The 12984-nt window shown below is 48.1% G+C and carries 15 protein-coding genes; 10 read left to right on the top strand and 5 right to left on the bottom strand.

Features of this window, described 5'->3' with window-relative positions; translation table 11 throughout:
* The coding region (locus tag DSM107010_RS41035; protein WP_241994080.1) for a response regulator transcription factor at window positions 1–489 on the top strand (489 nt) is incomplete at its 5' end.
* Window positions 490–589: 100 nt separating this feature from the next.
* Here the strand turns inward: DSM107010_RS41035 and DSM107010_RS01300 are convergent.
* Window positions 590–1162, bottom strand: coding sequence for a hypothetical protein (locus DSM107010_RS01300; protein ID WP_106169357.1), 573 nt, complete (start codon window positions 1160–1162; stop codon window positions 590–592).
* A gap of 134 nt (window positions 1163–1296) precedes the next feature.
* Here DSM107010_RS01300 and DSM107010_RS01305 point away from each other — a divergent pair, with 134 nt between their 5' ends.
* The 6 genes from DSM107010_RS01305 to DSM107010_RS01330 all read left to right on the top strand — a co-directional run bounded on the left by DSM107010_RS01305 (window position 1297) and on the right by DSM107010_RS01330 (window position 5584).
* A complete protein-coding gene (locus tag DSM107010_RS01305) occupies window positions 1297–1641 on the top strand; it encodes a DUF3703 domain-containing protein (RefSeq protein WP_106169358.1) in 345 nt (114 codons plus the stop codon).
* Window positions 1642–1794: 153 nt separating this feature from the next.
* A complete protein-coding gene (locus DSM107010_RS01310) occupies window positions 1795–2481 on the top strand; it encodes a class I SAM-dependent methyltransferase (RefSeq protein WP_106169356.1) in 687 nt (228 codons plus the stop codon).
* A gap of 86 nt (window positions 2482–2567) precedes the next feature.
* Window positions 2568–2714, top strand: coding sequence for a hypothetical protein (locus tag DSM107010_RS40885; RefSeq protein WP_206751810.1), 147 nt, complete (start codon window positions 2568–2570; stop codon window positions 2712–2714).
* Between the two features lie 105 nt (window positions 2715–2819).
* Complete coding sequence (locus DSM107010_RS01320) at window positions 2820–3173, top strand: phage holin family protein (protein WP_106169355.1); 354 nt, start codon at window positions 2820–2822, stop codon at window positions 3171–3173.
* Window positions 3174–3298: 125 nt separating this feature from the next.
* The gene (locus DSM107010_RS01325; RefSeq protein WP_106169354.1) at window positions 3299–4657 is read left to right on the top strand and encodes a mechanosensitive ion channel family protein; all 1359 of its coding nucleotides are present in this window, start codon (window positions 3299–3301) and stop codon (window positions 4655–4657) included.
* Window positions 4658–4852: 195 nt separating this feature from the next.
* A complete protein-coding gene (locus DSM107010_RS01330) occupies window positions 4853–5584 on the top strand; it encodes a tetratricopeptide repeat protein (RefSeq protein ID WP_106169353.1) in 732 nt (243 codons plus the stop codon).
* Window positions 5585–5630: 46 nt separating this feature from the next.
* On the opposite strand, the gene DSM107010_RS01335 is transcribed toward DSM107010_RS01330, so the two are convergent.
* The 3 genes from DSM107010_RS01335 to DSM107010_RS01345 form a co-directional block, all read right to left on the bottom strand.
* Window positions 5631–6944 (bottom strand): Nramp family divalent metal transporter, encoded by a 1314-nt coding sequence (locus DSM107010_RS01335; protein ID WP_127022142.1) that lies wholly within the window; start codon window positions 6942–6944, stop codon window positions 5631–5633.
* A gap of 144 nt (window positions 6945–7088) precedes the next feature.
* Window positions 7089–7673: a DUF411 domain-containing protein gene (locus DSM107010_RS01340; protein WP_106169163.1), complete on the bottom strand. Its 585-nt coding sequence runs from the start codon at window positions 7671–7673 to the stop codon at window positions 7089–7091.
* Window positions 7674–7753: 80 nt separating this feature from the next.
* Window positions 7754–8158, bottom strand: a complete 405-nt coding sequence (locus tag DSM107010_RS01345) for an ArsR/SmtB family transcription factor (protein WP_106169164.1) — start codon at window positions 8156–8158, stop codon at window positions 7754–7756.
* A 147-nt stretch (window positions 8159–8305) separates the two neighbouring features.
* Here DSM107010_RS01345 and DSM107010_RS01350 point away from each other — a divergent pair, with 147 nt between their 5' ends.
* The 3 genes from DSM107010_RS01350 (at window position 8306) to DSM107010_RS01360 (ending at window position 12620) form a co-directional block, all read left to right on the top strand.
* A complete protein-coding gene (locus DSM107010_RS01350) occupies window positions 8306–10531 on the top strand; it encodes a heavy metal translocating P-type ATPase (RefSeq protein ID WP_106169165.1) in 2226 nt (741 codons plus the stop codon).
* Window positions 10532–10586: 55 nt separating this feature from the next.
* Window positions 10587–11531: a vitamin K epoxide reductase family protein gene (locus tag DSM107010_RS01355; RefSeq protein ID WP_106169166.1), complete on the top strand. Its 945-nt coding sequence runs from the start codon at window positions 10587–10589 to the stop codon at window positions 11529–11531.
* Between the two features lie 171 nt (window positions 11532–11702).
* Window positions 11703–12620 (top strand): cation diffusion facilitator family transporter, encoded by a 918-nt coding sequence (locus DSM107010_RS01360; protein WP_106169167.1) that lies wholly within the window; start codon window positions 11703–11705, stop codon window positions 12618–12620.
* A gap of 7 nt (window positions 12621–12627) precedes the next feature.
* On the opposite strand, the gene DSM107010_RS01365 is transcribed toward DSM107010_RS01360, so the two are convergent.
* Window positions 12628–12984: rhodanese-like domain-containing protein (locus DSM107010_RS01365; RefSeq protein ID WP_148125926.1), on the bottom strand; the 357-nt coding region annotated here is incomplete at its 5' end.

Consider the following 12984-nt stretch of genomic DNA (forward strand, 5'->3'; position numbering starts at 1 on the left):
TATGATTTCACCGCAGCAGGTGGGCGCATAGCACGAGTAATGGAAGTGTTGATGCTGCAAGCTATAGTTTGGCACATTCGTGGAGAGCGGAAGCGATCGCTGCATCTACTGCAACAAGCGCTCGATCTTCCCCATACAGGAGACTATATCCGTTTGTTTGTGGATGAAGGTCAGCCGATGGCGGAGTTACTACACCTAGCTGTTGCGGAAGAGATTCATCCTCAATCAGTCAATCGCTTGTTAGCAGCCTTTAGTCATGTTGAGGGGACATCTGCTAAAGTTCAGCCACTCATCGAACCATTGAGCGATCGCGAACTGGAGGTTTTGCACCATCTAGCTCAAGGTCTTTCCAATCGAGCGATCGCAGATAAACTTTTCGTCACCCTTGCCGCGATTAAATGGCACGCCCGCAATATCTATGGCAAGCTAGATGTTAGCAACCGCACGCAAGCAGTAGCAAGAGCGAGAGAACTAGGGCTGTTGGCGTAAATCGGGTTGCTCGACCTTAAGTATAGAGGTACGACGGCTCGGGATGCTCTACGTCGAATTTAAATACTGTCACAAGAATTGAGTAGCAGATGCCGAATTATCAGTTGCCGTGGTGTCTAATCGGTGTCTTACCATCAGTGTAGCCTCGCAGCACATTGTAGGTGGCGATTTGCTTGGATGAGAGTAGAGGAGTAATCTCTAAATGAGCTTGCAAATGTGTTTGGCGTAATTTACCGTACAGTGTTGCAAGTGCTTCGATTTGGGTTTGTAACTTGGCTGGTGCAATGGTTTTGTTAGCAAAAGCTATACTCAAACGCTGCTCCTGAGCGACAATCTCTCGTCCCAATCGCTTAGCTTCTACATTCATCTTTTCAAACGCGGCTTGCACTTGCTGAGTTTGCTTGGCAGAGAGATTAAGTTGTTCTTTGAGATCGAGGACGTGTCTTGGTCCAGGATAGTCATTCAGCTCAGCCATACGTGCGAACCCTGCACCACGCCCATTCAATAAATCGTCAACTTCTCGCGTACTTAACCCGCGAATCGGGCTAGATAATCGCTCGACATACGGCGATCTAGGTGTTTGGCTCGCAGCACTCAAACGTGCAAAAGTACCAGCGATCGCAACTGGAAGTAATATCAGAGAACTGACGACAAGTATAAATCTTGTTTGCATGACATCCCTTCAGCGATCGAGCGTGAGACAAAACTCTGTCTAATAAACTATCCTCTTAACTATCCTTTTGGCTAGTGGCTAATGGCGATGAGATTGCAACATGGAAATTAGAAAGATCGAAAGGACGAAAAATTATGAAAACAATTGTGCGCCAGCACTTTGAAACAGAAATACGTCAGGCGCGAGCTGCCATTGGAACTGAAAATTTTGCAGATGCATGGACGGCATTGCAGCGAGCGCACATTCTCGGTCAAGCCGATCCTTTGCCGCACGCGATCGCTCACTGGGAAATGCTCAAATTAGCGTGGAAGCAACGAGATGTGAAAGAAATAGCTGGTCAAATAATCCCAACTGTGTTGGCTATTCCTCTCACTTTGTTGTTTGGACGCAAGCGATATCTTCGAGATGGCAGAGTTAACATCAGTGACTCCGAGCGCATGTCTATTCCAAACGATTTGCTGCAAATATTAGAGCAATAAATTCGCGTAGGGGCGCTATACTAGCCCCTTTTCTTTGACATTGCGCTCGCCAAAACTATCCTTTCAATCGTCCTCCAACTATCCATTTGACTAGCGATCTATTGCTACTACAGAGCGACATTGAAGCTAAAGTAGCAGTTGAGAATTCGAGCGATGGAATGGGTCATTGGATACTGGCAAATCTCGATTGGGCGAGTTTATCCCACCACCGAGCAACTGACTCGGATGTATAACACAGCGGCTCCATGCTGGCATCGTCACCTCACATGGCTGGGTTATAGCCGTGCCTACGCGAAATTGTTCCAATCTTTGCAACACTCAGGTGTGCTAGCTCATTTGCAGGATGGCTCAACTATTTGCGATTGCGGCATAGGTACTGCTGATTTCAGTCTGGCTCTAGCTAAAACCGTGAGTCCCAAATTACACGTTACAGGCGTAGACATCTCCCCAGAGATGTTGGCAAAGGCAAACCAGTTATTAGTTCGCTCAGGAGTAGATTGCCAAGTCTGCCAAAGCGATGTCAATCGCCTTCCATTTGATGACAACGCCTTTGACTTAGTTCTGAGCGCCCATATGCTGGAACATTTATCAAATCCGAGGGCAGGACTCCAAGAAATGGTCAGGCTGTTGCGTCCAAAAGCACCGATCGTTCTTACCGTGACTCGTCCAGGTTTGCTGGGGTGGTGCATTCAATGGCATTGGGGAAATGGTTGCATTAGTCCGAAGGAAGTAACTCATCTGATGGCTGAAGCAGGATTGTCCGATATTCGTTGCTATCCCTTCACTTTTGGGTTAGCGCGTTGGACGAGTATTGCTTGCATCGGATTCAAAAAGTCGTAACTAGTCCGCTATCCTTACTTACAACCTTACCTTCCTCTTGGTGCTGCTCCTGCTGGGGCAAAGCCTCCAAGCTTAGCCTGTACGATGTGGTTGACTATTCAATGTCGCTATTTCTGACTCTAGGGAAATATGAAGTGCGGCGAAAAGAATTTTGCTATTTCCAAATGAACAACATTGGCGATACCAGTGCCGAGCTAGCGATTGGTGTCGGCTACAACTTTGCCGAATTCTAGTGTTAAGAGTTGACAAGCGGAAACTAGAATAAGTATTACGCTCAGAATTCGCAATTTGAGAATTCTGAATGTCTTACGCGATCGCCAATTCTCTAGATATTTATTATGCTTGGCATCCTCATCACCTGGTTAGTCACTACCATTAGCTTTTTAATTATTGCGCGGCTACCGCTAGGGGTAGAAATTGACAGTTTTGGCAAAGCAGCTATTTCCGCCGCAGTCTTTGGAGTTTTGAACGCTTTGTTGCGACCGATCTTAGGATTTTTTACCTTTCCTTTGATTCTTTTAACTTTAGGTTTATTCCTATTTGTTTTGAATGCAATTATTTTTGGTCTAGCTGCTGCTCTCGTTACGGGATTTCGGTTGCGGTGGGGAATTTGGAGTGCCTTACTCGGTTCCATTGCTTTGAGCCTGATTAACTCGATCCTTTTCAATCTGCTCGCAACATTGAGATTGTGAGTTTGAGTATTCTGAGCCGCAGCAAGGAGATAAAAGCTAGCAAATTAGCATTACTATTTCTGACTCAAGCGTGACGACAATTGTGGAGCCACGCTTTATTTTTTAGGAAGAAGAATGGACTTGTCATGCCCAAAAACAGGAGAGCGATCGCGAGCCGTCAACAAAAGCTGGCACAAATTGCTGCGAGTTGGCTACTGCTGTTTGCTATCCTGACGACAACAATTATTCCTAGTTCGGTAGGAGCGCAAGACGAACGAGTGACTGTACGTCTTGACGGTCGTTCGGTGTTTCGCGTTAGTGCAGTAGAGAAGACTGATGCCGAAGCGAGGGCGCGGCAAATCGAGCGACGGATGAATAGGTTATTAGAAAATCCAGCAGCGATCGCCGCACCCCAAATTGAGACAACCAGAGCAGATCGGGCTGAGCGCGTGATTACAATCGCTGGAGTACCCGTAGTCACCGTCACCCCAACCGACGCACAGGATAACTTGACTACAGTTAATGCTCTAGCAACTCAATGGTCGCAAGCAATTAATATCGCCCTCAAGCAGGCGAGTGGGCGGCGGCTCTCCCCTTGGGGGCGATTTGTGGCTGAAGTCCAGGCATCGATTGCGACTGCCTTTGGGCGATTGCTAGAATCTGCGATCGCGATTATCCCGCGTGCGATCGCATCTGGGTTGGTCATTGGATTATTTTGGGCGATCGCCGCTACTGTACGTTGGTTGATGCGGATTATCTTCCGTCATATTGTGGAAGATTTAACCGTGGAAAACCTGATTAAGCAGGTCGCCTACTACGCTGTCTGGACTTTAGGTGTAATTGTCGCATTGGATGCCTTTGGTTTCGATCCGCGCACCGTTGCGACTGGCTTGGGTTTAACTGGACTTGCCTTGGGTTTTGCCCTCAAAGATATCCTGTCTAATTTCGTCAGCGGGATTTTGATCCTGATTCTGCGCCCGTTTGAGTTAGGCGACCAGATCGTCGTGGGTGAGACAGAAGGGAGTGTCGAGCGGATCGAATTGCGGGCAACCCAGTTACGTACCTATGACGGGCGCGTGGTTCTCGTTCCCAATGCAGAAGTCTTTACTTCTCGCATTATCAACAATACAGATGCTCCCATCCGCCGCAGTAGCGTGGAATTATTTATCGGCTATGATAGCAACTTACAAAAAGTTGTGAATGTTGTCACAGATGCAGCCCAGAGTGCTGCGGGAGTGTTGGCAGAACCAAGAGTTTCCGTGCGGATACGGGAGCTAGGGCAGGATGATGTTGCGATCGAAGTGCGTTTTTGGACTGACTCGCGACGTTCTGACTTTGTGGCTACAACCTCAGCAGTCAGAATGGCGATCGTTGGTGCTTTGAAACATGCAGGGATTGGGTTGCCCGATCCCGATGTCCGCATTCTCGTACCACGCTATTCTGACAAATGGCAGGATGCATTAGGTGTAGGAAATTCCAGCCAATCTCACAACAGCGAGAGTTAAAGGTGCTAACTCAATTACTGTCTCTTGTTATGCTAGACGTAAGCCCCCGAGCGCCAACGACGGTTTCAAGTCCGATTTGAATTCAATCTACATCGTATTTTCCTTGCTCGATCCGGTTTTAGGTAGAACTAGCCCATTTAGCAGGAAATACTCTCTAACGAATCTGAGGTTGTTCTCTAACTGTGGAGCCAATTCATGAACAACATAAGTAGAGCGATCGCCATTTTAGGAATAGCCACTGCCTTGGGTGGACTGACTCCTGCTGTCTATGCTGCATCTGTGGTAAATCCTAACTACCCTTCATCGCCAATGCCTGCAACCGAGACAAACGCTCAGGACTTATTCGATCGAGGAGTGGAAAAGAGCGATCGCGGCGACTTGCACGGAGCAGTTGAAGACTTTAATCGAGTCGTGCAGCTCAATCCGACTTTCGTCGAAGCTTACTGCAACCGAGGTCTTGCCCGTGCTGCACTAGGAGAATATAAAGCAGCAATGGCAGACTTTAATTCTGCACTGCGAATCGATCCCCGTCACGCCGATGCCTATACTAAGCGGGGAACCTTAATGATAGAATTAGGCAATTTTCCAGGCGCGCTGGCAGAGTTTAACACGGCTTTACGATTTGATGCCAATTTTGCCGATGCCTACTACAATCGAGGACTGGCACATTCAGGGCTGGGAAATGCCAAAGCAGCGATCGCCGATTACGACCGAGCCATTCAACTCCAACCTGAGATGGCTGAGGCTTACGGTAATCGTGGCACGGTTCGCTATCGATTGGGAGATAAATCGGGAGCGATCGCCGATCTACAGCAAGCAGCGCGAATTTTTTCAGCTCAGGGAAATGTCCCCGCCCACCAACAAGCGTTGACTTTTCTACAAACGATCCAACAGCCATCAACAGCCAAACCTCCCGTACAACCGTAAATCTTGAAACTAAGGCAAAAGAAGGCAAAGAGCGGAAGTTTCTATTCTATAGCTTCAGCCAGCCTAAAAAGGTTTGCAAAAGCAGCCAAACGTTTAAGCTGACGATAATTGTAGCGACTGACCAAGCTAGAACTTTCAGCCATAGGGGATTGACAAATTCTCCCATGCGGCGGCGATTGCTCGTAAACATGACCAACGGAATCACCGCAAACGATAACTGTAAGCTTAAAATCACTTGACTGAAAACTAATAAATTCCCCGTACTTCGTTCGCCAAAAAAAACAATTGCAATTAAAGCTGGAACGATCGCGATCAGCCTGGTAGCTAAACGACGCAACCAAGGTGGTAGGCGCAGTTGCAAAAAACCTTCCATCACGATCTGTCCTGCCAAAGTTGCAGTTAGGGTTGAACTTTGCCCAGAAGCAAGTAAGGCAAGACCAAAAATCGCACTGGCGGCACTGACTCCTAACAGTGGAGAAAGTAATTTGTAGGCATCTTGAATTTCTGCCACATCTTGATAACCAGAAAAATGAAATGTTGCGGCAGAAACAATCAAAATCGCTGAATTGATAAATAGTGCCAGCGATAAAGCTACAGTCGAATCAATTGTGCCGAACTTAATTGCTTCCCACCGTTTTTCTGCTGTCGGTTGCCAATCGCGAGTTTGCACGATTGAGGAATGCAAATACAAGTTGTGGGGCATCACGGTTGCACCTAAAATGCCCATAGCAATGTAGAGCATTTCTGGATTTTGTAAAATCTCCCGCTTAGGTACGTACCCTAACAATATTTCTGCCGCGTCGGGGCGAGAGAAGAGAATTTCTAAGCCGAAGCAAATCCCTACTGTCGCTACCAGCATAATTATCAAAGCTTCCACATAGCGGAAGCCTTTCCCCTGCAGGAACAATAACATCAGCACGTCCAGAGCTGTAATGCAGACTCCCCAGACTAAAGGCAGTCCAAATAAGAGCTGTAAGGCGATCGCACTACCTAGTAGTTCGGCTAAATCGCAAGCGGCGATCGCGATTTCACACAGTACCCACAAACAAAAGTTAACTTTTGGATTGAAATAGTCCCGACAAGCCTGTGCTAAGTCTCGTCCGGTAGCAACACCCAAACGCACGCATAGAGATTGCAGCAAGATCGCCATCAGATTCGACAGCAGAATTACGCTCAATAGCGTGTAGCCAAACTTAGACCCGCCAGCAATATCTGTAGCCCAGTTACCAGGGTCCATGTAGCCCACGGAAACGAGATACCCTGGTCCCGCATAGGCAAGCATCTTGCGCCAAAAGCCACTACTATTGGGAATTTTGATACTGCGGTGAACTTCTGGTAGGCTGGGGCGGTTTTCTGGCATCGTCGTTCATTTAACCAAGATTATTTTTCATATTCTTCTCATAATCTCAGATTTTTTGCCAGCATCATCAATCTCTGCATCAGGTGCAATAGATGTTGAGTGAGATTGCATTCTCGCAGAAGCTATTTTTTGACAGATCGCGCCTCACGAGGATGGGTACTTATTAAAGGCTTTAGCTCTACCCTGGCGATCGAAGGAAAACACGGTAAACGGGTCTTTGCGGTCTCCCATCTCCATCCCAGGAGTACCTACAGGCATTTGAGGAACGGATATACCAACAACATTTGGCTTTTCTTGCAGCAGCCGTTTAACATCATGAACTGGTACGTGTCCTTCGACAACATAGCCATCGATGACTGCCGTGTGGCAAGATGCGAGGCGATCGGGAACGCTATACTTTTGTTTTACTGCTTCTATGTCGGATGTGAGTATGACTTTTGTTTGAAAACCCTGTTTTTTCATATAGTCAATCCACCCACCACAACAGCTGCAGGATGGACTGCGATACACAACCATCTCTCGCCCTCTTGCAGGTAGTATTGCTCGTTCGTTCTTCACGTTCTGGCTGATACTTACCGATTGAGTTAGAAGCGTGACCAGCGAAGAATCGTCTTTCAATCTCTCCGCTACTGCTACTGCTGGATAAGTCACCATCACTACTCCAATAGCAGCACCTACGACAATAGGGCGTAACCAGTTTTGTACTTGGGTAAGCTGTTTATATTTCATTTAAAACCTCGCAAATAACGGTTAGTTTTTGGCGTTGCTATGTAAATTTCAAGTCAAAGCTCGCTCAAAAATCTACGAAATTAAACTGGAGAATCTTCCAAGTGAGCAGCAACTCCACGATAAAGATCGATAACATGGTTATCTGCCAAACCGTAATAAACGTTGCGACCTTCTCGACGATAACTGACTAAACGCATGGCTTTCAACAATCGCAGTTGATGAGAAACAGCCGATTGGGTCATTTTCGTCAATGCCGCTAAGTCGCAAACGCACAACTCTTGAGAAGTCAGTGCAGATAGGAGACGCAGACGGTTTGGATCTGCTAGTACGGCAAAAAATTCTGCCATCTGCTGAGCCTTGGCTGTTGTTACGATCTCTGACTGGCAAGAGCGGACATTTTCGAGATGCACCATCTGAGTTTCACACGTCGGTACATCAGGAGTTGGTAGCAGGTGACGAGCTGAATTTTTCTTACGCCTGTCCATCTTCAAAAGTTCGAGTTTGAGGCATGGTTATCGCTCTCATTATGCTATCTAAAATGAGAATCATTGTATATATGAATAATTGTTCATAAGTGAGGGTAATTGGAATAGAATGCAGTTAAACTCGATCGCGGTTGATGAGAAACTGCCATGACTCAAACTCCTGACCTTAAAACCCAGATGCTTCAGATTGGCGGGATGGACTGTGGTAGCTGTGCCAAAACAATTGAAGTGGGGGTGCAGCAAATTCCTGGTGTTGCGTCAGTATCGGTCAGCTTTGCCACCGAACGCTTGCAGGTTGCCTATAACCCGAATCTAGTCAGCGAGACGACCATTTCTGACCGAGTTAAAAGTCTAGGCTATACGGTTGAACAAAGCCCCCAAGTCAGCTTGGATCGTCACAGCTACGACAACTGCCACAACCATAGTCACGATCGCGAACATCATCAGGCTGAAATAGCTAACACGCCAACCCACAAAACCGACCCGATCAACTGGAAATTCTGGATGACGAACCGCCGAGGGCAGAGCGTCATCCTGGCAGGCGTAGGGATAATTTTCGGCTTACTGGCTCAACAATTAACCCTGCCGATTTGGATCGCACGGGCTTTTTATGGCATCGGTATAGTCGTTGCTGGCTATCCGATTGCAAAGGCAGGTTTGTTCGAGTTACGCTTGCGCCGCGCCGATATGAATCTGCTGATGACAAGTTCGGTAATTGGGGCAGTCATTTTAGGTGACTGGTTTGAAGGGGCGCTGGTCGTCTTTTTATTTTCCTTGGGGACGACACTGCAAGTTTTCACCTTCGGTCGCACCCGCAACGCAATTCGCGCTCTCTTTGACTTGACTCCACCCACTGCTACCGTCAAACGGGGAGAGCGGGAGATGACGGTTCCCGTCGAAAGTATTAGAGTCGGTGAAATTTTGACGATTCGACCAGGACAACGCTTGGCATTAGATGGTGTAGTTGTGTCAGGGACAAGCGCCATCGACTCTTCACCGATTACTGGAGAGTCAATCCCAGAAGATAAAGCTCCTGGCGATGCTGTCTATGCAGGGACGCTCAATCAAGCTGGTTTTTTAGAAGTCAAAGTCACCCACACCGCTAGCGATACGACTGTAGCCAAAATTATTCATTTGGTAGAACAAGCCCAAGAAAGCCGCGCTCCTTCACAGCAGTGGATAGATAAGTTTGCAGCAGTCTACACTCCCATCGCGATCTCAGTGGCGATCGCGATCGCCCTGATTCCACCTTTAGTATTCGCTCAACCTTCCGATGTTTGGCTCTACCGTGCCTTGGTCATGCTAGTAATTGCCTGTCCCTGTGCCTTAGTCATTTCCACTCCAGTTTCGATTGTCAGTGCTATTGGCGCGGCAACTCGTCAAGGAGTTTTGTTCAAGGGTGGCAACGCACTAGAGACGGCAGGGCATCTGACTGGTCTTGCCTTTGATAAGACTGGCACGATCACTCAAGGGTTGCCAACAGTGCAGAAGGTTTATGCTGTGGGACAGACGAGCGCAAAGCTAGTATTTCAGGTGGCTGCTAGTTTAGAACAGCAGTCGGAACATCCTCTAGCTAAAGCAATTGTCACCGACGCTAAATCTAAAGGAGTTGAGTTCCAGACTCCCGAAAAGTTTATGGCGTTACCTGGTAAAGGAATTGAAGCGAAGATTGGCGATCTCTCTTACTTAGTCGGCAATCGACGCTTGTTTGCCGAACGGGGCATTCCCTTATCAAAAGAAGCTGAAGCAATACTGAGTGAGATTGAATTGCTAGGTCAAACGCCTGTATTGGTGGGAATGCCAACCCAATTATTAGGAGCGATCGCGCTGGCTGATGGCTTGCGCCTAGAAGCGGCAGAGGCGGTGCGACAGCTGAGGCGAGTCGGACTCAAAAGGTTGGTGATGTTAACGGGCGATCGCACTGCTGTTGCTAAACAGATTGCCCAACAAGTCGGGATTGCAGACTATCGCGCCGAACTGCTACCTCAAGATAAACTTCAGGAAATTCAGCAACTGAAACGTTCTGGAGCCGTGGGAATGGTAGGCGACGGCATCAATGATGCCCCAGCTTTAGCAGCGGCAGACATCAGCTTTGCTGTCGGCGGTATCGATATTGCCCTGGAAACTGCTGATGTAGTTTTGGTTGGGAACGATCTGAGAAAACTGGCTTACACTGTGGCGCTCTCGCGTCGCACCGTATCAATTATTCAGCAGAACGTCGTCTTTTCTCTGGTGACGAAAGGACTGTTTTTGCTGCTGGGTACGCTTGGGGTAGTTGGACTGGTTGTGGCAGTTTTAGCAGATACGGGAACCTCGTTGCTGGTGACGGCTAATGGGATGCGGCTATTCAAAGTCAGCCCAAAACCCCAGTAAGTATTTTGTGGCGTACCATTGTTCGGTTTTTTTCATCTTAAGTTATACGAGTTTTATGAAGCACCGACATACCCCTTGGATTCATCGCTACTCGCGCCCTTTAATGGCAGGACTCGCTACAGTGGGTGCTGTAGTCACTGCCTATCTCACCGTCGTCAAATTCACTCAAGGCTCTGCTGCTTGTCCGACTTCTGGCTGCGATATTGTTCTTGCCAGCCCCTACGCTACTGTGTTTGGCTTACCACTAGCGTTATTTGGTTTTCTTGCCTACGCCAGCATGGTAGTCTTCGCTGTGGCTCCTCTGCTAGTAAATTCACAGTCAAACAAAGCTCGGCGCTCGAAGTTGGAGAACTGGACTGGCTTGCTGTTGTTTGCTGGTGGAACAGCCATGATGGTTTTCAGCGGCTACCTGATGTATCTACTAGCTGTTGAGATTAAGGCAGTCTGTATCTACTGTGTTGGCTCGGCAATCCTTTCAGCTAGTCTATTTATTTTGGCGCTCCTCGGACGGGATTGGCAGGATATCGGTCAACTTTTATTCACCGGATTTATCGTGGCAACGATCGTGCTTGTAGGCACGCTAGGAGTTTATGCCAACGTGAAGAACCCAGCGATCGCCGACTCCAGCCATAGTACGGAGCAACCCTCATCAGGAGGATACCCCATTACTACCACATCCGGCAAAGCCGAAATTGCCCTGGCACAACACTTAAAGCAGATTGGCGCAGTCTTCTATGGCGGCTTCTGGTGTTCTCACTGCCACGACCAAAAACAGCTATTTGGTAAGGAAGCGGTTAAGGACATTCCTTATGTAGAGTGCGACCCCAAAGGCAACAATCCTCAAACAGATCGGTGTCAAGCTGCGGGGGTGCAGGGATATCCCACCTGGGTCATTAACGGTAAAACTGTCACGGGGACTCAAAGCTTATCAGAACTAGCACAACTTTCTGGCTACAAAGGACCGCGTAACTTTCAAAATTCTCTGCCTGCTGGAAAGTAGTCAGAAGGCGATCGCCCAAAACCTTACCCCGCTGTAGTGTTATCTCTCTTGGGCGAGATAGTCTCGCAGTTGTAATGGAGCATACTTGTGAATCAGCAGATCTGACCGTTCGCTTTTGAGATCGCAGTATTTGAAGCTAATTCCAATTTCCTCTGTTTGCAAGTATTTGTCATGGCACGTAGTCATCCAGGTCACGGACACGATCTTACGGTTAACAACTACAACCGCGCTTTTATCATCAGCGTTGCCCTCAATACTAGTTTTGTCGTCATAGAGGCGGTTTATGGGATTTTAGCGAATTCCCTCGCATTACTTGCCGATGCAGGTCACAATCTCAGCGATGTTCTAGGGCTGCTGTTTGCTTGGGGAGCTACCCTCCTCGCCCGTCGCCGACCGACCTCACGCCGCACCTATGGATGGCGACGCTCTTCCATTTTGGCGGCACTCTTAAACGCCAGCTTTCTTCTGGTTGTTTCCGGCGGCATTGGCTGGGAAGCGATTTTGCGGTTTCGCAATCCTGCTCCTGTCGCAGGCGGAACTGTAATTTTTGTGGCAGCAGTGGGAATTATCATCAATACAGTCAGTGCTTTGATGTTTCTTGCAGGTAGTAAGAGCGATTTAAACATCAAAGGCGCATTTTTGCATTTGATTGCCGATGCAGCAGTGTCTGTGGGAGTTGTCCTGGCTGGCATTGCCATTGTTGCCACAGGTTGGCTGTGGTTTGACCCAGCGATCGGTTTAATCGTCACTGCCGTCATCCTTCTTACTACCTGGCAACTGCTCCAAGAGTCTCTCAATTTAATTTTAGATGCGGTTCCAGCAGGGATTGAGCCGCTAGCCGTCCGCACCTATTTATCCGAACGTCCTGATGTGTCTGGAGTTCACGACTTACACATTTGGGCAATGAGTACGACCCAGACTGCCCTCACCGCTCATTTAGTCATGCCCGCAGGTCATCCTGGCGATGGGTTTCTCGTTCAAGTCAGCCGAGAACTGCACGACCGTTTCGGCATCGAACACGTCACGCTTCAAGTCGAAGTAGGCGATCCCAATTACCCTTGTGTCTTAGCTCCCGACAATCTTGTCTAGGTGCAAGCTACTTCATGCTGACTGCTTCATCCTTACGCCGCTCGATAGGTAGCGAAGTTGCCTGCCAAGCATTCCACGAACCAGGGACGTTAATTACCTTCTCGAAGCCATGCTTCTGTAAGATACTTGCAGCGATTGAAGCCCGATAACCGCTACCGCAGTAGGTGGCAATAGTTTGAGTTTTATCTAACTCGTCAAGATGCTCTTCTAAATGTGGCACGTAAATGTGTTTAGCACCAGGCACGTTACCGTTGCTGTACTCTTCATCCGATCGCACGTCTAACTGTAGCGAACTGCAAACATCGAGAGATGAAACTGCAAACAAGGCGATTTTGAAACCACATTCTCTGCAAATAAGGGGGGT

Source organism: Chroococcidiopsis cubana SAG 39.79 (assembly GCF_003991895.1).
GTDB lineage: Bacteria > Cyanobacteriota > Cyanobacteriia > Cyanobacteriales > Chroococcidiopsidaceae > Chroococcidiopsis > Chroococcidiopsis thermalis.

Bases quoted from the DNA above. Each gene is read 5' to 3' on its own strand.
- DSM107010_RS01300 (WP_106169357.1), bottom strand. From the start codon at position 1,162: ATGCAAACAAGATTTATACTTGTCGTCAGTTCTCTGATATTACTTCCA.
- DSM107010_RS01305 (WP_106169358.1), top strand. From the start codon at position 1,297: ATGAAAACAATTGTGCGCCAGCACTTTGAAACAGAAATACGTCAGGCG.
- DSM107010_RS01310 (WP_106169356.1), top strand. From the start codon at position 1,795: ATGGAATGGGTCATTGGATACTGGCAAATCTCGATTGGGCGAGTTTAT.
- DSM107010_RS01320 (WP_106169355.1), top strand. From the start codon at position 2,820: ATGCTTGGCATCCTCATCACCTGGTTAGTCACTACCATTAGCTTTTTA.
- DSM107010_RS01325 (WP_106169354.1), top strand. From the start codon at position 3,299: ATGCCCAAAAACAGGAGAGCGATCGCGAGCCGTCAACAAAAGCTGGCA.
- DSM107010_RS01330 (WP_106169353.1), top strand. From the start codon at position 4,853: ATGAACAACATAAGTAGAGCGATCGCCATTTTAGGAATAGCCACTGCC.
- DSM107010_RS01335 (WP_127022142.1), bottom strand. From the start codon at position 6,944: ATGCCAGAAAACCGCCCCAGCCTACCAGAAGTTCACCGCAGTATCAAA.
- DSM107010_RS01340 (WP_106169163.1), bottom strand. From the start codon at position 7,673: ATGAAATATAAACAGCTTACCCAAGTACAAAACTGGTTACGCCCTATT.
- DSM107010_RS01345 (WP_106169164.1), bottom strand. From the start codon at position 8,158: ATGGACAGGCGTAAGAAAAATTCAGCTCGTCACCTGCTACCAACTCCT.
- DSM107010_RS01350 (WP_106169165.1), top strand. From the start codon at position 8,306: ATGACTCAAACTCCTGACCTTAAAACCCAGATGCTTCAGATTGGCGGG.
- DSM107010_RS01355 (WP_106169166.1), top strand. From the start codon at position 10,587: ATGAAGCACCGACATACCCCTTGGATTCATCGCTACTCGCGCCCTTTA.
- DSM107010_RS01360 (WP_106169167.1), top strand. From the start codon at position 11,703: ATGGCACGTAGTCATCCAGGTCACGGACACGATCTTACGGTTAACAAC.